Source organism: Caballeronia sp. EK, assembly GCF_014384845.1.
Classification (GTDB): Bacteria; Pseudomonadota; Gammaproteobacteria; order Burkholderiales; family Burkholderiaceae; genus Caballeronia; species Caballeronia jiangsuensis.
In genome coordinates this window covers 126,492-145,367 of record NZ_JACSUE010000007.1, presented here as the reverse complement: position 1 = coordinate 145,367, position 18,876 = coordinate 126,492, and the positions used below count along the sequence as shown (strand labels likewise).

General features: G+C 61.6%; 20 protein-coding genes. 10 read left to right on the top strand and 10 right to left on the bottom strand.

The window, feature by feature from the left end; all coding sequences use genetic code 11:
- Positions 1-50: 50 nt before the first annotated feature.
- Entirely contained in the window at positions 51-293 is a 243-nt protein-coding gene (locus IAG25_RS22115; RefSeq protein ID WP_187606751.1) for a DUF4148 domain-containing protein, read from the bottom strand.
- A 561-nt stretch (positions 294-854) separates the two neighbouring features.
- Between IAG25_RS22115 and IAG25_RS22110 the strand changes: the two genes are divergently transcribed.
- Entirely contained in the window at positions 855-1,787 is a 933-nt protein-coding gene (locus tag IAG25_RS22110) for a LysR family transcriptional regulator (RefSeq protein ID WP_187606750.1), read from the top strand.
- Between the two features lie 76 nt (positions 1,788-1,863).
- Here IAG25_RS22110 and IAG25_RS22105 read toward each other — a convergent pair whose 3' ends face one another.
- Together IAG25_RS22105 and IAG25_RS22100 are read right to left on the bottom strand one after the other, a co-directional pair.
- Complete coding sequence (locus IAG25_RS22105) at positions 1,864-2,970, bottom strand: porin (RefSeq protein WP_187606749.1); 1,107 nt, start codon at positions 2,968-2,970, stop codon at positions 1,864-1,866.
- Positions 2,971-3,156: 186 nt separating this feature from the next.
- Positions 3,157-4,368, bottom strand: a complete 1,212-nt coding sequence (locus tag IAG25_RS22100) for an FAD-dependent oxidoreductase (RefSeq protein ID WP_187606748.1) — start codon at positions 4,366-4,368, stop codon at positions 3,157-3,159.
- Between the two features lie 446 nt (positions 4,369-4,814).
- On the opposite strand from IAG25_RS22100, the gene wrbA reads away from it, so the two are divergent.
- From wrbA to IAG25_RS22085, 3 genes are all read left to right on the top strand, one after another.
- Complete coding sequence (wrbA, locus tag IAG25_RS22095; protein ID WP_187607116.1) at positions 4,815-5,441, top strand: NAD(P)H:quinone oxidoreductase; 627 nt, start codon at positions 4,815-4,817, stop codon at positions 5,439-5,441.
- A 272-nt stretch (positions 5,442-5,713) separates the two neighbouring features.
- Positions 5,714-6,205 carry a hydroxyquinol 1,2-dioxygenase gene (locus IAG25_RS22090; protein ID WP_187606747.1) on the top strand — a complete coding sequence of 164 codons (492 nt, stop codon included), beginning with the start codon at positions 5,714-5,716 and terminating at the stop codon, positions 6,203-6,205.
- Positions 6,206-6,239: 34 nt separating this feature from the next.
- A complete protein-coding gene (locus IAG25_RS22085) occupies positions 6,240-7,235 on the top strand; it encodes a hydroxyquinol 1,2-dioxygenase (protein WP_187606746.1) in 996 nt (331 codons plus the stop codon).
- A gap of 101 nt (positions 7,236-7,336) precedes the next feature.
- Here the strand turns inward: IAG25_RS22085 and IAG25_RS22080 are convergent, their stop codons facing one another.
- Both IAG25_RS22080 and IAG25_RS22075 read right to left on the bottom strand, forming a co-directional pair.
- The gene (locus IAG25_RS22080; protein WP_187606745.1) at positions 7,337-8,656 is read right to left on the bottom strand and encodes a PQQ-dependent sugar dehydrogenase; all 1,320 of its coding nucleotides are present in this window, start codon (positions 8,654-8,656) and stop codon (positions 7,337-7,339) included.
- The gene (locus IAG25_RS22075; RefSeq protein ID WP_309243955.1) at positions 8,649-9,269 is read right to left on the bottom strand and encodes a DUF2231 domain-containing protein; all 621 of its coding nucleotides are present in this window, start codon (positions 9,267-9,269) and stop codon (positions 8,649-8,651) included. Before IAG25_RS22075 ends, IAG25_RS22080 begins: the two co-directional genes overlap by 8 nt.
- On the opposite strand from IAG25_RS22075, the gene IAG25_RS22065 reads away from it, so the two are divergent.
- Complete coding sequence (locus IAG25_RS22065) at positions 9,268-9,531, top strand: hypothetical protein (RefSeq protein WP_187606744.1); 264 nt, start codon at positions 9,268-9,270, stop codon at positions 9,529-9,531. The two genes, IAG25_RS22075 and IAG25_RS22065, sit on opposite strands and share 2 nt — an antisense overlap.
- A gap of 169 nt (positions 9,532-9,700) precedes the next feature.
- On the top strand, positions 9,701-10,045 hold the full coding sequence (locus IAG25_RS22060) for a response regulator (protein WP_255503848.1): 345 nt from the start codon (positions 9,701-9,703) through the stop codon (positions 10,043-10,045).
- 24 nt (positions 10,046-10,069) lie between these two features.
- On the opposite strand, the gene hpxZ is transcribed toward IAG25_RS22060, so the two are convergent.
- Genes hpxZ through IAG25_RS22035 form a run of 5 tightly spaced genes read right to left on the bottom strand, consistent with a single transcriptional unit; the run spans position 10,070 to position 14,013 of the window.
- Positions 10,070-10,450 carry an oxalurate catabolism protein HpxZ gene (gene hpxZ / locus IAG25_RS22055; protein ID WP_187606742.1) on the bottom strand — a complete coding sequence of 127 codons (381 nt, stop codon included), beginning with the start codon at positions 10,448-10,450 and terminating at the stop codon, positions 10,070-10,072.
- Complete coding sequence (locus IAG25_RS22050) at positions 10,447-11,871, bottom strand: AtzE family amidohydrolase (RefSeq protein WP_187606741.1); 1,425 nt, start codon at positions 11,869-11,871, stop codon at positions 10,447-10,449. The genes hpxZ and IAG25_RS22050 overlap by 4 nt, the downstream gene beginning before the upstream one ends.
- Positions 11,868-12,047, bottom strand: coding sequence for an AtzG-like protein (locus IAG25_RS22045; RefSeq protein WP_238212182.1), 180 nt, complete (start codon positions 12,045-12,047; stop codon positions 11,868-11,870). Before IAG25_RS22045 ends, IAG25_RS22050 begins: the two co-directional genes overlap by 4 nt.
- Positions 12,048-12,058: 11 nt before the next feature.
- The gene (locus tag IAG25_RS22040; protein WP_187606740.1) at positions 12,059-13,210 is read right to left on the bottom strand and encodes an amidase; all 1,152 of its coding nucleotides are present in this window, start codon (positions 13,208-13,210) and stop codon (positions 12,059-12,061) included.
- Positions 13,207-14,013 carry a cysteine hydrolase family protein gene (locus tag IAG25_RS22035; RefSeq protein ID WP_187606739.1) on the bottom strand — a complete coding sequence of 269 codons (807 nt, stop codon included), beginning with the start codon at positions 14,011-14,013 and terminating at the stop codon, positions 13,207-13,209. The genes IAG25_RS22040 and IAG25_RS22035 overlap by 4 nt, the downstream gene beginning before the upstream one ends.
- Positions 14,014-14,210: 197 nt before the next feature.
- On the opposite strand from IAG25_RS22035, the gene IAG25_RS22030 reads away from it, so the two are divergent.
- Genes IAG25_RS22030 through IAG25_RS22015 form a run of 4 tightly spaced genes read left to right on the top strand, consistent with a single transcriptional unit; the run spans position 14,211 to position 18,833 of the window.
- On the top strand, positions 14,211-15,236 hold the full coding sequence (locus IAG25_RS22030) for a BMP family protein (RefSeq protein WP_187606738.1): 1,026 nt from the start codon (positions 14,211-14,213) through the stop codon (positions 15,234-15,236).
- Positions 15,233-16,804: an ABC transporter ATP-binding protein gene (locus IAG25_RS22025; protein ID WP_187606737.1), complete on the top strand. Its 1,572-nt coding sequence runs from the start codon at positions 15,233-15,235 to the stop codon at positions 16,802-16,804. Before IAG25_RS22030 ends, IAG25_RS22025 begins: the two co-directional genes overlap by 4 nt.
- Positions 16,801-17,919: an ABC transporter permease gene (locus IAG25_RS22020; protein ID WP_187606736.1), complete on the top strand. Its 1,119-nt coding sequence runs from the start codon at positions 16,801-16,803 to the stop codon at positions 17,917-17,919. Before IAG25_RS22025 ends, IAG25_RS22020 begins: the two co-directional genes overlap by 4 nt.
- Entirely contained in the window at positions 17,916-18,833 is a 918-nt protein-coding gene (locus IAG25_RS22015; protein WP_187606735.1) for an ABC transporter permease, read from the top strand. Before IAG25_RS22020 ends, IAG25_RS22015 begins: the two co-directional genes overlap by 4 nt.
- The last annotated feature ends 43 nt before the right edge of the window (positions 18,834-18,876 follow it).

The window sequence follows — 18,876 nt, the reverse complement described above, 5'->3', positions numbered from 1 at the left end:
AGCACTTTAAATGCACTACTAATCTTCTTGTGCCGCGTTTTTTGATTAACTCATTCCGCTCGCGACGCTTGAACCGGCTTCGGTTGGTTCGCTGTCTGCGTTCGACGATCTTCCGCGATGCGCAAACTTTGCGGGTAGTGGACCCAATCGCCGGGGTTGTAACCCTGCTGCTCGAGTTCTGCAAGTTCTGCGCGCGCCTGCACACGATTGAATGTGTCAGTGCTCTGCGCAGTCGCAGAAAGGGGGATCACAGAGAAAACTACCGAGAGGTAGAGCGCGAAACGAAATTTCATGGCTGGCGACTCCCAAATTTGGTGGGGGAAATACTGACCAGCCACTAAGATACCATAAAGTATTCGCATACGTTTAAGTATCTAAGGAAAATTTCCACGGAGATGGGAGGAGGCCGCGAGGGAGAAAATCGATGATCCGAGATCGAGCGGATAGAACCGGCTAGAGCGACACCCCCTCCTTGATCACCGAGATCACGGCCTCGGCGAGATGCTCTGCGGCGAGTACGCCGGCCGACAGTCACCACCTGCGCGTCGGAATGCGGGGTGGCCGGGACCGTTGAATCAAAAGTGACCAACAGGATCTTTGGAAGCAATGCGAAGTGGTTTGCCAATCCAGAACAGTCTGATCTGGTTTTGATATCTGTGGCCGGTTGGAGGCTACCCGCGGCGTTGCATCATAGGTTCGGGTTACGGGAATTCCACCCTAGTTCCTGAAAATCCGAGGTGGTATTGTTTCGAACCCATCTTGTGCGTTACCTTCGCGCTGACCGACCTGACAGCGTAGCAACGCAGGATGGCCGAAGCGCACGCAACGAGTGCACAAGAAGCCGGAGACGTCTCGTGGATATTTACCTAAGCATAGAAGCATTCGTACGCGTCGCGGAGTCCGGTAGCTTTGCGGCCGCAGCGAGGCAGATCGGTGTCGCCAAATCCGTCATCAGCACGCGGGTTCAGCAACTTGAGGAGCATCTCGAGGTGTCTCTGTTTCATCGCTCGAGCAGGGCGGTGAAACTGTCGGAGTTCGGCGCTTCGTACTACTCCGAGTGTCATGATCTTATCGGCAGGATGCAAGCCCTTTCGCAGCGCTCCCGCGATACAACGACTGCGCTAACCGGCACTCTAAGAATCGCGGCCTTGAACGGATTTGCGCTGGAGCATCTCCCGGACGTGATTGCGACCTTTCGAAAGAACTATCCGCATATCGATTTCGACGTCTTTGCCAACGACCAGGTCGTCGATCCTGTTCAGGAAGGATACGATGTTGTACTGCAGATCTTTCCGCCCGCGTCGGAATCTCTGATTGAGCGGCGCCTATTCAGAATGCGCGGCGTGTTCGTGGCTACCCCGGGATATCTCAAAGAGAAGTCACCTATTTCCACTCCGGATGATCTTTGCGGCCACGATTTCGCCTGTTACCGATACTACCCGTGGCGTAACCGTTGGTCGCTCGATAACGGCTCACAGCATAGCGAGATTTCGCTGGTTCCCACGCTGCGTTCCAACAGCGTACATCTGATTCAGGAGTTTGCTCGTAGAGAGGTGGGGATCGCCTATTTGCCAACCATGGTGGTCTACCGTGATCTGTTGGAAGGGCATCTCGTTCGCGTTCTTCCCGATTTCGAGACCGATGTGCCTTATTTTTCTGCGGTCTATCCAACCTCACATCGCACCACGGCCAAGGTCAAGCTGTTCCTTGATCTTCTCTCTTCGACGTTTTCGATGGAACCGGAATGGGACAGGTTGCTCGGTTTGGCCCACGAAAAAAGCGAGTGATCGTGCCGGACAGGCTAATTGGTTCGATGTCCATCCTGTGGCCTGCCGCATCGTTCGTTTGACGGGCAGACTCTGATCAAAAGCGCGTTTGAATCCCTACGCGCCCTATACATTGAGAACGGCTGCTCGAAGGTCCGAAGGTTCCGTTGATAGATGCCGTCGCACCAGAGTTTGCGATCTGGTAGACAACGTCGACATACGTCGTTGTCCGCTTGGACAGAATATATTGAGCAACGGCCGTCACCTGGTGCGCATGGTTTCGATCGACCACCTCATTCCCCCACATGTACATGTAGTCCGCGCCGAACGCAATTGAAGACGTGAATCGATAAAGGCCGCCCGCCTGAACCATATTGACTGTTGCTCCATTTGCGGTGTTCCGGGTGTTCGTGAAAAGAGCAGATATCTGACTGGTTCCAATCTTATATCGCACCCCGGCACCGATGTTCTGGATGGCTCCGCCTCCCAGCTCCGCATATCGTACGGACGTATAGGCGGCGCCAATGGCGAACGGACCCGCGGCAAAACTGCCACCCGCGCTCGAGGCGCTATTTTGTCTGAAGTTGCCGGCTGTATTTCCGAACGCGAAAAGATAGCCTACCGACATCCCGGCGAATGTCGGAGACTTGTACTTTATCGAATTCGATAACGGCTGACTTCCACTCATGTGATCGAAGTCATATGCCTCGCCGGGAGGTGAGTCCGGGAGTGCGAGTTTGCCGAACGGGCCATCACGAAAGTTGTAGAAGCCGCCCACGTAGGCGGCAGCGTCCGCATCGACATCGCCGAGGAGCGTGTCGACCATGAAGTCTTGCTGGCGACCGAAGGTCAAGGTGCCGAGATGATCGTCCGCCAGGCCAACAAACGCTTCTCGAGAAAACAGCAGGCCGCTTGCCTGATCCGCATTACTCTTGAATCCAACGATCGAACCCGTGCCGAGCATGTACTGCGCGACGAGTCTGAACACGGCTTTGGTGCTCGCGTCGATATCCTCGCTGCCTTGTAATCCAAAGAGATTAGGGACGCCGATTCCATCGTCCATCTTCCACGACGACGAACCCCCGCGATTGCTTATGTATGAAATACCCGCATCGACGAGTCCAAACATGACGACGCTATTTTGAGCGTAAGCGCACGGCGCGACCGTGAACAAGCTCGCTGCGATAAAACCAGCTTTCTTCATCTTTCCCTTCCGTTCAATTCTGAAAAGCGGAGGCGCAGACGATCTCCGATGCCGCGAGAAATTCTGTTTCTCGCGTCATGCGGTTCGGCCTGATCGGATCGATACTCGTTTTAAGGACGTCTTCGACATCTACCGAAGAGCGGCCTGAGAGTGCTTGTCTCTGTCAGACCGTCGGATGTCGTCATGTCATGCAGCGAGGAGTTGCGGCTCGATAAACCTTCGTCCATTCAGCTTTTCGAAATCGAGGAGGATCTTGCGCATGACGGCTCGATCGGTGCCGGCGTGTTCGAGCATGGCGGTGTCGCGCGCGCGTTGTGCCGGGTCGCTCTCCTTCATCCAGGTGAAGTTGGCCGTAGCCGTGGGAGAGGTGAATTCGAGAAAGACCTTGCGGCGATCGATCGCATATTCATCGAGCAGCTTGAGCGACGCGCCCTCCTTGATCACCGGGATCAGGGCCTCGGCGAGATGCTCCGCGTCGAGTACGCCGCCCGACAGTCCAAGGCCACCCATTGGATTGGTTGCGTGAGCGGCATCACCTGCCAGGATCACACGGCCACGACGGAACTCGGGCGCGCATCGCTGGTGAACGCGATATGGGTTGAGATGGTCAACCCGGTATTGGTCAGGCGTCGGCGCTCCAGGCAGCAGACGTTTGAAGCGCTCGGGCAGGCGCTGACGGACTTCGGCCTCTGATATCGACGGATCTTCTCCGTAGCAGACCCGCCACAAGCCACTTTGATCGAGCTGGACGACGACCGCCCAGTCGACGGGATCGTGGACGAAATTGGCGCGTGAATAGCCGTGCAGCGAGAAATCATAGAAGACGTTGGTGGCCACGAGGCGCTCGGCCCACGTGACGCCGTCGAAGGTAAGGCCGACCTTCTCGCGCACCGTGCTGCGTGCGCCATCGGTTGCAGCGACCCAGCGCGTGCGCAACCGTGTCGTGCCACCGGGGCCACGGGTCTGGAGCGTGACCCACGAAGCATCCTGATCGATGGTCTCGACGCGATGATTCCAGCGGATATCCACATTGGGCAGGGTGCGCAAGTGCTGCACGATGACGTTGGACACGTGGTTCTGTCCAAGCAGCAGCATGTATGGGTAGTCCGTGTCGTGAGCGAGGACGCTCCAGTCCATTGTCGCGATGAGCGAGCCGTCACCGTGCCGATAGGCGAAGTCCGGACACCACACTGCACGTTTGCGGATGTCATCGAGCAGGCCGAAGCGATCCAGCGCGGCGGCGGTGGGTGGCATATAGGCTACGGCTCGCGGTGAGGGCGAAACACCCGGCTCCGCCTCGAGCACGATAACCCGCACGCCTGCCTTGCCGAGCTTCAGGGCGGTGAGCAGTCCAACGGGACCGCCACCGATGACCACCACGCCGTCTAACGTTTCCATGTCTTGTCTCCTATTGATGTGCTTATGCGGGGAATGTCCCGCCACCTGCGCGTCGGACTGCGGGTGGCCGGAACAGTTGAATCAAGCGTAACCAACAGGATTTACGGAAGCAATGCGAAGTGGTTTGCCAATCCAGAACAGTCTGATCTGGTTTTTGTGCCGTCATTCTGGTGAATCGAGAGGGTAAATCCGGTTGACACGATTTTAATGTCGACGCTTTGGCGTCTGAAGCCCTTCGATGTCGACGGAACGCACCGTGCGGATATGCCAATCGGATCGTTCGTGAAACCCGAACGGTGACGCGGTTGTCTTGTTTAATGGTCCTGCTTATGCTGAAAGTGGCAGACGGATCGTGAGCCGGATCGGTTGCAATCCGCCACAGGACTATGGAGTGCATTCCATCGGTCATATTGCCTTCAGGCACAGACACTAACTCAGGAAGAGACATGACGACCAAAATTCAGATCGTTTTCTATAGCTCGTATGGCCATATCTACAAGATGGCCGAGGCTATTGCGGCCGGTGCGCGGGCAGTCGGAGACACCGAAGTCACGCTATTGCAGGTGCCCGAACTGGTACCCGAAGATGTCTTGGTCAAAAGCGGCGTCAAAGGCTATCGCGCCGCGTTCGCCAGTATTCCTTTCGCGACGCCGGAGGTGCTGGCGGAAGCGGACGCGATCATCTTCGGTACACCGACGCGGTTCGGCAACATGTGCTCGCAGATGCGCAATTTTCTCGATCAAACAGGCGGGCTATGGATGTCGGGGGGACTGATCGGGAAGGTCGGCAGCGTCTTCACGAGCACTGCGTCGCAACACGGTGGCCAGGAAACGACGATCACCAGCTTTCACACGACCCTTCTTCATCACGGGATGGTGATCGTCGGCGTTCCGTACTCGGAGCAACGTCTCGTCAACATGAGCGAAGTATCGGGCGGAACGCCGTATGGAGCGTCGACCCTGGCGGGAGCGGATGGTTCGCGTCAGCCCAGCGACAACGAGCTTCAGATCGCCCGGTTCCAGGGAGAACACGTCGCGACGATTGCAAAGCGATTGACTGGCAATTCGAAATGACATGCTTCGCGTGAGCGGAGTTTGAATTGGATTGGAATTGGAAGCCTTTAGCGTCGCACGGCATGGCGATTCGTGTCGCCATGCTGCTTCGCGTTGTCACACGGACGGCATCTAGCGCATTCCCTTAACGGCATGATGCTAGGTAGAAATCCTGACATCTTATCCAAAGACTCGATGTTCGCGATTCCAGAACGTTCCGCGCATTGATGAACTCATAACCTCCGTCTAATCTTCAGTCACGCAACAGTTCACGGAATCAAACGGAGGCAGAAATGCAAGAGACGTTGTTTGGAAGCTTGAATAGCTTTAAGAAGGGATCCATCGAGATCATTAGCGGCAAGGCTGAGCATTACGCGATGTCGAATGTTTTCGAGGTTGCTGGCGCTGCCAGGCCATACGAAAAAATTGTCGTTGGAAAGAATCTCAAGTATGTGATCGAAACCATTCGTGCGGAAGGCGCTTCGCCCTGGTTCTGTGCGTCGCACGATGAATTCGTCGTGGCGATCGATGGCGAAATCGATGTGCATTTCGTCAAGCCATCAGACGGGCCGCTCGTCGACGCGGCCGTTGAAGGCAGCGTTCTTCTCGATAAGGATCCGGCGGGGCAGCGCATGGGACGCGTACGGTTGCGCCGAGGCCACCAGGCACTGTTGCCCGCTTGCGCCGCATATCGTTTCGACGCGGCGACCACGGGGGTACTTCTTCTTCAAACTATTCGTGGTCGGCATTCGGTCGAAAAGTGGGCTGATATCTGTGTGCGTTGATTCACCTTTACGACAAGCCAGTTTCGGAGTTCATATGGAAAACAGAAGCAATCAGAAATCCGTCTCCGCGAGTGATGCGGACGCAGTAACCGGATATCGTGCATTCCGGCTTGGCGATTTCGAATTCAGTCGGGACTCGTATTTCGCCACGGTGAAGTGGCCGTCGAAAGGGCAAACCCGTACGCATCAGATTCCGGTCGACGACTTTCTGCGCGCCATGATGCGCGATGTCGCATGGGGATTCTTCTACGGCTGGGTCAACTTCGATCACGTCCTTGGGACCCGCAACCATTACGGCAAGGTCGATCTGTATGCTGGCACGTACAACGCGAACTTCAAGGAAGCGGGGATCGATTACGTGCAGCAGTTCGACACGCCGCTAATCATGGCGACGTTCAAGGAGATCCTCAAGGATTGGGTCAATGAAGGCTTCGACCCGTTCGCGGCGCCCGGGGAAACCGGTTCTGCTTTTGGCGATAAGAATGGCGATAACCTCGAGGCAATAGAGCGCTTTCGCATTGCGACGAAGCGCATGCCGGGCATCGAGGGCGATTCACCATTGCGCGACGACCTTCCGGTTAATCGCCACTTTGCAGATGTCGAGCAGGACGAGCCCGAGGTTCACGCCGAGCCTGGCTTCGAACAGGAGTTGCACGCATTCAGCCTGTTCAAGTATCTGTCGCGTTCGGACGTGACATGGAATCCTTCGGTTACCTCGGTGTGTCAGCAAAGTCTCTTTTGCCCGACCACGGAGGAATTCATGTTGCCGGTGTTTCATGGCAACGATCGCGTCGAATGGTTTCTGCAGCTCTCGGACAAGATCATCTGGGACATTGCTGACAAGGATAGCGGTGAGCCGCGCGCGCGCATCACGATGAACGCGGGCGACATCGCGGCAATGCCCGCCGACATCCGTCACAAAGGTTATTCGCAGAAGCGTTCGATGCTGCTCGTGTGGGAGAACGCCACGCCTGATCTGCCGAAGCGCTATGAAAGCGGCGAATTGCTGCCGTATCCAATCCAGTTGTAGCGCTTTCGCTTTTCTCGCGACCACACATGCGGCCACGCTGAATGGTTGACGTCGCGAGAAAGCTCAAACCCAGTTCTTTCAGCGGAGCGGGCTAGTACGCATTACCCGCCCGCGCCCGTAACACGCCACACCGCGTTGCCGACGTCATCGGCGATCAACAGACCACCTTCGCGGTCCTGCGCGACGCCCACAGGCGCGCCGTACAGTTCCTTCTGATCCGCCGATGTAAAGCCCGTGACGACATCCTTTGGCGCACCGACAGGCTTGCCGTTCTCGAATGCCACGTAGGAGACCACATAGCCGCTCAATGGCGAGCGATCCCAACTGCCGTGCTCACCAATGAAGGCACCGCCGCGATACTGCGCCGGAAGACTGTTGCCGGTATAGAACATCAGTCCCAGCGGCGCGACATGCGAACCTATCGCGAAGTCTGGAGGAATCGCCTTGGCGACGAGGTCGGGACGTTGCGGCTGTGCGCGCGGATCGACATGCTGGCCGTAATAGCTATAAGGCCACCCATAGAAGGCATTCTCCTTCACCGAGGTCAGATAGTCGGGCACGAGGTCCGCACCGATTTCGTCGCGTTCGTTCGCGACTGCCCACAACTGGCCTGTCTTCGGTTCCCATTGCAACCCGGTGGGATTACGAATGCCTGCCGCGTAAATGCGGCTTGCGCCCGTCGCCGCATCGACTTCGAGCACGTCCGCGCGCCGATACTCGACGTCCAGGCCGTTCTCGCCGACATTGCTGTTCGAGCCGACTCCCACATAGAGCTTCTTGCCGTCACGACTCGCCAGCAACGATTTGGTCCAGTGATGGTTGATCGTATCGGGGAGATCGGCGAGCTCGACGCCGCGTTCGTTGATGCTCGTTTCGCCCGTCTTATAGGGAAACTTCAGGATCGCATCGGTATCGGCGACATAGAGGGTATCTCCGATAAGCTGCATGCCGAATGGGGAATGCAGATTGTCGATGAACACATGCCGCTCCCATTCGCCGCTGCCGTTGGCTGACTTTCTCAGCAGCGTGATGCGATTCGCGCCCTTGGCTTTCTTTCCGGACTTGCTCTCGATCAGTCCCGCGATAAGCTGCTTCGGCGTAGTCACGGCCTCTTCGTCCGGGCTATTCGATTCAGCCACGAGAACGTCACCATTGGGAAGAGCGTAGACCTGCCGAGGATGCACGAGTCCCGATGCAATCTTTTCGATCTTCAGACCGTCGGCGACCTTGGGCGCGGCGCCGTCTTTCCACCCCACATGTTTCGGCACCTGCATTGGCGGCGCGAAGAAGTTGCGCGCCTCGGGCATTGGCGGATTGGCTCCCGCCTGATGCGCCGCGTCGTACTGCGCATGTTCGTTGCATCCACTCATCAACCCCGAAACGGCGATCACGAGCGCGTATGCCGCGGTGTACTTATTCATGAGCCGCCTCCGCGAAATCGAGCCGGTTCATCGCCATGGCGATATGCGCTGTGCTCAGCAGCACGACGGTGATGACAGAGAGAACGACGTTCTCCGGCACCATCGCATAAGCATCGCGGCTATGTACGAATGCATTGACGATCGCCGCGACGATGGCAAGCAAATTGAGCCAGAAGTCCATCCTCTCGATTCGCGATACCGCGCGCCGCCGTTGCATCCATACATGACCGAGGTTGAGCAGACGGGGAATGACGGCGACGATCAGCCCTGCCGTGACGAGCCACGCGGCGCCCTTGCCCCAGAACACGTTACGCGTGCTCATATACGTGATGTCGAAGATCAGCGCGCCGACAAAGAGTCCATAAGGGATGGGATTCATGAGTTCGAAGATGGCCGGAGCGATCCTCGATGGATGTCTGGTGGCGGCGTGCGTGGCGGACATGGCTTTGTCTCTGGAAGTCGTAACCGATGCGGTCGTCTCTGCATCGTCCATGCCTGAGTCCTTCGTTTGCCTGACGGCGCGGCAAAGCGTCGGGATGCAAGGGGCCAGTACGCTACTAAAAGTTTTGTGTTGCAATGCACCATGACGCCCATCACGACGAGGGGAATTCATGAAGACGCAATCCGTGATTGCTGTCGTGCGATTTGCCGCTCGCGAGGTTTCGGCAGAATTTCAGCCGTCGACGGGACGCTTGCTTGTGATGGAGGGTAGCGAGGTCATCGATGCGTTGCACCCGCCGGATTCCTGGATGGCGCTCGCTTCGCTGAATCATGGCGACGGATGGGGAACACGTCCGACGCCCGCAGACCTTCATCACTTTCTGGAACGCTACATAGCGGCCACGCCGCGATTTGGCCTGTCGTCGGCTGAATAAAAATCGAGAAGCGATCGGCGCAAACATCCCGCCAAAGAATGGGGCGGGAATGAGCCCTTTCGAGGTTGGCCTGCATCTTGCTCAATAGACAACAGCTTCAGGACGGTCTGATCTCAAAAGCCCTTGAGTCGACCTGAGGCATGACGAACAACGCCTCGGTGACTCAACTATGCGCGTCCTCTTTGTAGAAAATGATATGCGCCTCTGCGAGGCGTTCCGAGATCTGGCGAGGTCTCTGGGGCACGACGCGGATGTCGCCTATGACGGGCATCAGGCGATGCTGCTCACGCGCGAGACCCGATACGACACCATCTTTCTGGACATCGGCTTGCCGGATGTGGACGGCCGCGATCTGTGCAGGCGCTTGCGGGCAGCGGGGCCGAGCAAGCTCGCATGTGTCGTCGCGGTAACAGGTGACGCGCGTCACGTGGACGAGCTGTCGGATCATTTTGACGGGGCATATCTCAAGCCGCTTACGGAAGATGGATTCAAGGCTGCGCTCGATTCGTGCTGAGCCATTCGTCGAACCGCACAGCGTCTACGCGCCCATCCAGCTCACATGCGCGCTCACCACGCGCCAGCCGTCGGGCATCTTCACCCACGTCTGACTCTGTCTGCCGATGCGCGGCTCGCCATCGCGCCGAAACTCGATATTGGCGACGGCGAATGCGTCGCCGTATGTCGTCACGACGCGCGCCGTGATCTCCCGCGCGAGGCCTTGGCCCGGCCGCGCAGCGCGAAACGCGCGGATCGCATCATAGCCGTAGAGGTTTTCCGTCGCGCCATAGCGCAGCGTATGCGGTGAGTCGAAGAACAGCGTGTCGAGCATGGCGACGTCATTAGTGACGAGCGCTTGCTCGTACGCGTCGAAAGCCGCATCGACTTCGGCGAGCACGTCGGGCCGATTGATCTCGTTCATGCGTCCGCTCCCGGCAAAAGAAGCGCCTCGTCGAACACGGGCGGCGGCGGGCAATGCGCGACCTGGGCCGTCTCCAGCCGGCGCGCCGCTTCGAACGCGAGATCCTCGCGCCACGGCGGTGCGATCAGTTGCACGGCGATAGGCAACCCGCTTCTCGTGCGCATCGGCGCGGCGACGACCGGCAGTCCGAGGCACGACACCGGCTGCGTCAAGAGCCCCAGATTCGGCCGCACGGCGAGCCGCTCGCCGTTGATGTCCATGAACTCGTCGCCGATGCGCGGCGCGACCATCGGCGTCGCCGGCGCGACGAGCACGTCGTAGCGTTCGAACAATTCGAGCACGCGGGTTCTCAACGCCGCGCGCACGCGCTGCGCCTGCACCACCCACGCCGCGGGCAGCAGCGCGCCCGCGATCAGGCGATCGCGCGACAACGGTTCGCGCTCGTCGTATCGCGCACGCAGGTTCGCCATGTGCAACTGACCGCCCTCGGCCGCCGTGATGAGAAACGCCGCGCCGCGAGCGGCTTCGGCATCGGGATAGTCGACGGTCTCCGATGCGCCCAGCGCCTCTGCCGCCGCATGCGATGCATGGCGCGCGTCGTCGTTCGCGTGTTCATCGAAATAGCCGCCTAGCCGCGCGACTCGCAATCCGCCGTGCTTCGCATTCGCGGATTCGAAGGCCCGTTGCGCGCACGCCGGATCGAGCGGATCGGCGAACTGCAATGCGTCGTAGGTGGCGGCGAGATCATCGACGCTGCGCGCAAAAGCGCCCATGTGATCCAGGCTCGTGACGAACGGATAGGTGCCGTGGCGCGACAGGCGTCCATAAGTCGGCTTCACGCCGAACACGCCGCACAGCGACGCGGGCACGCGCACCGACCCGTTCGTGTCCGTGCCGAGCGTGATGGGTACGAAGCCTGCGGCGACCGCGGCCGCACTTCCGCCCGACGATCCGCCCGCCGAGCGCGTCAGATCGTGCGGATTGCGGCACGGCCCCGCATGGTGATTCTCGGTCGTGAATCCATAGGCGAACTCGTCCATGTTGAGCGCGCCGATCATGATCGCGCCCTGACCGGTGAGACGCGTCACGAGCGCCGCATCGCGGGCGGCGGCCGGCGCGTCCCCGAGCACGCGCGAACCGGCCAACGTCGCGATGCCCTCGATATCGAAGAGATTCTTCGCGGCGAACGGCACGCCCGCGAGCGGCGGCAACGTGTCGCCACGCGCGCGACGGGCATCGAGCGCGTCCGCTTCGACGAGCGCGCGTTCGCGTGTGATGGCAGTGAATGCGTTGACCTGTGCGTCGTAGGCGTCGATGCGCGCAAGCGTCGCCTCGATCAGTTCGCGTGCGCTGAAGTCGCCATTGGCATAGGCGCGCGCGATGGCGAGTGCGCCATACGGGAAATGGTTCGATGTCGTCATGGGCGATATACCGGCGCGGGTTCGTCGTTGGCATCGACGTGATACGCGAGCACGGGCGCGGCGAGCTGCGCGATGCGCGCGAATTGCGCTTTCACGCGCGCGGCGGCTTCGTCGGAAAGCGCCGGAAAATGCAACGCGAGCGCGGCTTCGACATAGGCGTCGATGGAAGAGGACATGGGGTTCATGCTCACGAAACATTGGGAAATATTTGGCGCACGCGGGCGATCAGCGCGCGATCGCTGCCGCGCGGACCGATGAAAGACAGCGCGAGCGGCCTGTCGGGTCCGTTCACGACCGGCACGGTGACTTGCGGCAAGCCGCCGAACGCGGCGACCGCGTTCATGGTGAGCGCATCGCGATAGAACGCGCCGATGCCGTCAGGCGGCTCGTTCTTGTCGAGCAGTGCGCGTGGCGTCGTCGGCAGCACGATCAGCGCGTTCGCCACGATGTCGTCCACATGCGCGGCGAGCGTCGTACGCATCGCGCGGCAGCGTTCGACTTCGGCGTCGTCGAGCGACTTCATCCGCGCAAAACGCGTGGCGATGTCCGCGCCGAAGCGCGGCGCATGCGCATCGATCCAAGCGCCGAGCGAGGCGCGAATGGCATCGTCCTGCAAGTGCTGATACACGTGCAGCCAGCGTGCGCGATCGCCCGCGAAGATCTCGATCTCGTCATGCGCCATCGACAGTTCGCGCAGGCGCTGCGCATCGTCCGGCTCGCGCTCGGCGCGCGTATCGAATGCTTCCTTGAAGAGCACGAACGATGCGGGCGCGTCGAGTGCGGCGACGTCATCGAGCATGACGTCGGCGACGCGCGCGAGCAATTCGCCCGAACGCGCGAACCAGCCCACCGTATCGAAGCAGGGCGCGAAGGGCAGCACGCCGTCGAGCGCGGCGTCGTCGTGCGTCGGGCGAATGCCCCACAGGCCGCAGAACGCGGCGGGCACGCGTACGGAACCGCCGGTATCGGTGCCGAGCGCGAAGTCGACATCGCCATTCGCAACCGCAGATGCCGAGCCGCTCGACGATCCGCCCGGCAATGCGTGCGGCCAGCGCGGATTGACCGGCGTGCCGTAATGCGCGTTCACGCCTTCGAGGCTGTAGGCGAGTTCATCGGTGATGGTCTTGCCGTCCAAGCTCGCGCCGGCGGCCAGCAGTTTCGCGACACAAGGCGCATGGCGCGCGGCGGGTTCATGCGTGGCGAGCCAGTCGGGATTGCCGCCGCCCGTCGTGACGCCGGCCACGTCGATCAGATCCTTGACGGCAAAGCGCAGACCATCGAGCGCACCGCCCGAAGTTGCGGCGACATGTACGCGCGGGCCGGGAACGAAGGCGCTCATTGATTCGCTCCCCTCAACGCATCGGCGAACTGAAGCGAGTCCGCGACGAAGCCATAGCACTTCTTCACGTTCCAGATGCTCGCCTCGGTGCAGAACGCGGGCGATGACGTCGCGCAGCAGTCGGTCAGCATCACGCAGCCGTAGCCGAGGAAGTTGGCGTCGGTGAGTGTGTGCATCACGCATTGATCCGTGTTCACGCCCGCGAAGAAGAGCGTGCGCGCGCCGAGATTGCGCAGGATGCTGTCGAGCGGCGTGTCCCAGAAGCCGCTGATGCGGTACTTGTCCACGCGAATGTCCTGCGGCTCGATCATCAGTTCATCGACGACGGCGGCCGCCCACGAGTCCTTTTCCAGCACGCGCGCGCCGTGTTCCGGCAGCGCCTCGCCGAGCCCGATGCCCGTGCCCTTCGGCTTGTACAGATGAAGCTGGTTCGGCGGCATGTTGGCGAGATCAGGCCGATTGCCCCAGTTGACCCAGATCACCGGCACGCCGCTCTTGCGCGCGATCGGCAGCAGGCGCTGCAGTGGTGCAATCGGCGCGCGGTCCGCACCGTAATCGCCCCCGATATGGTCCACCCACCCGCCTTTGGTGCAGAAGTCGTTCTGCATGTCGATGATGACGAGCGCCGTTTTTTCGATGTCGAAGCGCACTTTCTGCGGCGCGGAATCGAGTATCGCGATGCGCGGCGCGGGCGCTTGCACGGCCATGTCGACGAGCGCATCCGTGGCGTGCCAGCGGGTCTGCGCAAAGGCGCCGAGCGGGCCGCCCGCCGTTGTCCGGTCTGGGTTTGAAGCGTGGTCCATCGGGTTCTCCGAAGCGTTGGATCAATGGAGTACGAGTGCATCGGAGACGCGGCGCAAGCGCGTCATCCGTCGGCGTTCTGCGTGGCATCGACGAAGCGGTTCTTCATCGCACCGAAGGCGCATTGGCATCGAAGTTGCAATGAGCGTTTCAGTCATGAATAACCTACTTACCGAAAGTCAACGCAAAAGGAGTGCCAGTGATGTCGAGCTTGCAACAGGCTTCTCGCGAAAAATTGCGCCGTCGTCTCGTGTCGCGCCTCGTCGTGACGGCCGGTGTCGTCGCGCTCGCCGCGCCCGCGTTCTTTCTCTCCGATGCGCACGCCGCCGATGACGCGATGCGCGTCGGCGTGCTGATTCCCGGCTCGAAGACGGACAAGGGCTGGATGGAATCGGGCTACGACGGCGTGCTCGCCGCGCAGAAGGAGTTCGGGCCGAAGCTCAAGACGCAGATCATCGAGAACATCAACTACGCGGACATGGAGCAGGCGCTCACCAATCTCGCGACGAAGAATCAGCTCGTGATCGGCATCGGCGGGCAGACGCAGGCGGCCGTGCTCAAGATCGCGAAGCGCTTTCCGAACGTGAAGTTCTCCGTCGTCGGCGGCAACAAGGGCGAGAACATGCCGGCCAATGTTGCGGGCTATGACGTGAAGCAGGCCGAGATCGCGTTCGTCGCGGGCGCGGCGGCCGCGATGCTGTCGAAGAACGGCGCGGTGAGTTATGTCGGCGGCATGGAGATTCCGTCGATCGTCAACGCGGGCAAGGAGTTCGGCAACGGCGCGCGCTACGTCAATCCGAAGATCAAATACTTCGAGAGCTATACCGGCGACTTCGACAACGTCGCGAAGTCGCGCGAAGCGACGGCGGCGGCCATCGCGCAGGGCGCCGACGTGCACTACCACATCCTGAACCTCGGCTTGCGCGGACTCGAACAGGCCGCCAAGGAGAAGGACACGCATATCATCGGCAGCTATACGGACCGCTGCGGAAGCGATCCGCTCTATATCGCGTACAGCATCACGGGCGTGGGTTATCAGGCGCAATACGCGATCGAACAACTGGAGAAAGGGCAGTGGCAGCCCGGCTACAAGGCGTTCGGCCTCGCGATGGGACCGAAGGCGTCGGGCATGGTCGTCTGCAAGTCGACGCCTGCGATGGACGCGAAGCTCAAGCAGATCGAAGACGACATCCTGAGCGGCAAGATCAAGGTGTCCGAGGGATGAGCACGCTGCCTTCTCCTTCGCTCGATGCCGCGCCGATCCTCGCGCTCACGGACATCGGCAAGCGCTTCGGCACGTTCACCGCGCTCGAAGGCGTCTCACTCGACCTGATGCCGGGCGATGTGCATTGCCTGCTCGGCGAAAACGGCGCGGGCAAGTCGACGCTGTGCAACGTCATCTTCGGCGTGCATCAGCCGGATTCCGGCGCCATGCGCGTGAACGGCGCGCCGTATCGTCCGCGCAATCCGCGCGAGGCGCTCGCGCACGGCATCGCGATGGTGCATCAGCATTTCAGTCTCGTCGACGACGCCAGCGTGCTCGACAATCTGTTGCTCGGACAGGCGCGCGGATGGCTTCATCGGCAGCGCGAAGCCGAACGCGTGCGCGCCGTGCTCGCGAGCGTCGGGCTGGAACTGGCGCTCGAAGCGAAGGTGGCGGATCTTTCCGTCGGCGAGCGGCAGCGCGTGGAGATCGTGAAGTGCCTGATGCGCGAGCCGCGTCTCCTGCTGCTCGATGAACCGACCGCCGTGCTCCTGCCCGCCGAAATCGACGCTTTGCTCGACACCTGCGAGCGCGTGGCCGCGCGCGGCTGTGCGGTGGTGCTCGTCACGCACAAGCTGAAGGAGATCAGCCGCATCGCCACGCATGCGACCGTGCTGCAATCGGGCCGCGTGGTGGCGCGTTCGGCATCGCCCGCGACGGAGATCGACCGGCTCGTACACGCGATGATCCATCGCGAAGGCGACGACACCCCCGACGATCTCGCCGGGCGTCTGTCGCTCGTGAAAAGCGCCTCGCCATACTCGCGCCCGTTGCAGGACGAAGTGCTGCAGATCGATGGACTCAGCGCGCGCGATGCCGAGGGCGTCGCGCGCTTGAGCGACTGCACGCTCGTCGTGAATCGCGGCGAGATCGTCGGCATTGCGGGCGTGGAGGGCAATGGACAGAGCGAACTCGGCGCGGTGCTCGCGGGCATGTCGGGCGCATCGGCAGGGCGCTTTTTCATTGCCGGGCGCGACATGACTCAGGCGAGCCCGCGCGAACTCACGCAAGCGGGCGTGGGCATCGTGCCGGAAGACCGGCACGCGGTCGGCTGCGTCACCGGCATGAGCCTCGCCGACAATCTGCTGCTCAATCATCTCGACCGCTACACGCGCGGCGGCTTTCTGAAGCGCCGTGCGATGCGCGCCGCGGCGCTCGAACTGATGCAGCGTTTCGATGTGCGCGCAAGCGGTCCCGATGCGCTCTTCGGCGGACTTTCGGGCGGCAATCAGCAAAAGGCCGTGCTCGCGCGCGAACTGACGCTCGATCCGCTGATCTTTCTGCTCGCCGCGCAGCCGACGCGCGGTCTCGATGTCGGCGCGGTCGCCGCCGTGTATTCGCACATCCGCGCGGCGCGCGATCGCGGCGTGGGCGTGCTGCTTGTTTCCTCCGAACTCGACGAGCTGATGAGCGTCGCCGATCGCATCGTCGTGCTGTATCGCGGACGCATCATGGGCACTTGTACGCCCGATGCGAGCAATCGCGGACGCATCGGCGCGTGGATGGCTGGCGCGGGAGAGACTGCATGAATCCGCACATGAAGCTGCAAACACCGCTCGCGTCCGCGCCTGGCACGCAAAGCTGGCGCGCGCGCTGGCCGCACTTGCGCGTGGCATGCGTGATTGCGGCGGCCGTCGCGTTCGCGATGCTCGCCGCGCTCGCGTTGATCGCGCTGATGCACGTTTCCATCGCCGAGGCGCTCGCCGCTTTCGCCGATGGCGCGTGGGGCTCGCCTTATGCGATCGGTGCGTCGATCAATCGCAGTCTCGCGTTCGCGCTCGTCGGCACGGGCTTCGTCATCGCGAACCGCGCGAAGCTCACGAACGTCGGCGGAGAAGGGCAGCTCGCGATCGGCGGCATCGTCGCGACCGCGATGAGTCTCTATGGCGGTTGCGCGCATCTGCCCTTCGGTCTGTCGTTCGTCGTGCCGATGCTGTGCGCGGCCGCGGCGGGCGCGGTGTGGGGCGGCGTGCCGGGCGTGCTGAAGGCGAAGGCCGGCACCAACGAAGTGATCAGCACGTTGCTGCTCTCGTTCATCGCGGTGTGGCTGCTCTACTGGTGCGTGCAGAGCGAAGCGCTGCTGCGCCAGCCGATGACGAACGGCGCCACCTTGCCCGAATCGCTCGAAATTCCCGATCCGACCAAGCTTCCCGCGATCCTCGCCGCGAGCGGCATGAACCTGAACATCGGCTTGCCGGTCACTATCGTGCTCGCCATCGCATCCGCGATCCTGCTCGCGCGCACGCGCTTCGGTCTCGCGCTGCGCGCCGCCGGGCTCAACGCCATCGCGGCGAAACGCGCGGGCTTGCCGATCACGTCATCGCTGGTCGGCGCGCTCGCGCTCGCGGGCGCGTTCAGCGGACTCGCCGGCGCGCTGATGCTGCAAGGCGATCAATACTCGCTCAAGGCGGGTTTCTCGTCGGGCTATGGTTTCGATGGACTCGTGGTCGGCCTGCTCGCGCGCGGTTCGATTACCGGCGTGTTCGCGGCGGCGCTGCTGTTCGGCTTTCTGCGCTCGGGCGGCATCAACATGGAGATGGTCGCGCAGGTGCCTTCGGCGCTCGTGCTGATCGTGCAGGGCATCGTCACGATAGCGCTCGCGGGCGGCGCGTTGTGGCTCGACAAGGGAGAGGCACGGCGATGAATCTCGAACTTCTCGCGGTCTTCGCGGGCGCATCCATTCGTCTCTCCGCACCGATGATGCTCGCCGCAACCGGCGAACTCGTGAGCGAGCGCGCGGGCGTGCTCAACATGAGCGTCGAAGGCATGATGCTCACCGGCGCGTTTCTCGGCGCGACGTTTTCATGGCTCACCGGCAATCCGTCGATCGGTCTGCTGTGCGGCGTGCTCGGCGTGATTCCGCTCGCGCTGCTGCAGGCGTTCCTGAGCGTGACGCTGCGCGCGAATCAGATCGTGACGGGCATCGGCATCAACATTCTTGCGCTCGGCGGCACGACGCTCGCTTATCGCGAGATCTTCGGTGAAAGATCGAGCGCCGCGATTCCGGGACTCGCGCACTGGTCGCCGCCCGTGCTCGGAAAATTGCCGCTGATCGGCGAACCCGTGTTCGGGCAAGTGTGGCTGCTCTATGCGGGGCTCGCGGTGCTGCTCGCGACCTCGGTCATCATGCGCCGCACAGCGCTCGGCGTCGCGCTGCATGCAACGGGCGTCGCGCCGCGCGCGGTCGATCAGTCGGGCCTGCCCGTCGCGCGCATCCGTTACGGCGCGGTGCTGTTCTCCGGCGTGATGTCGGCGGCGGCGGGATGCTTCATCTCTATCGGCGACATTCACACGTTCACCGAAGGCATGACCAACGGCACGGGTTATCTCGCGATTGCGGCGATCATCTTCGGCAACTGGAAGATCGGCCGCACGGCGCTCGCTTGCCTGCTGTTCGGCGCGGCCACCGCCATGCAGTTCCAGTTGCCGATGTTCGGCCTGCACGTGCCGACGGCGTTGCTCATCATGCTGCCGTACCTGCTCGCGCTGGTCGCGGTAGCGGGGCTGATCGGCCGGCAGACCGCACCGCCCGCGCTCACGCAGCCGTTCAAACGCTAGCGGCGGCGGTGCGACGGAGTACCATCGTGTTTCGTCGCGCCGT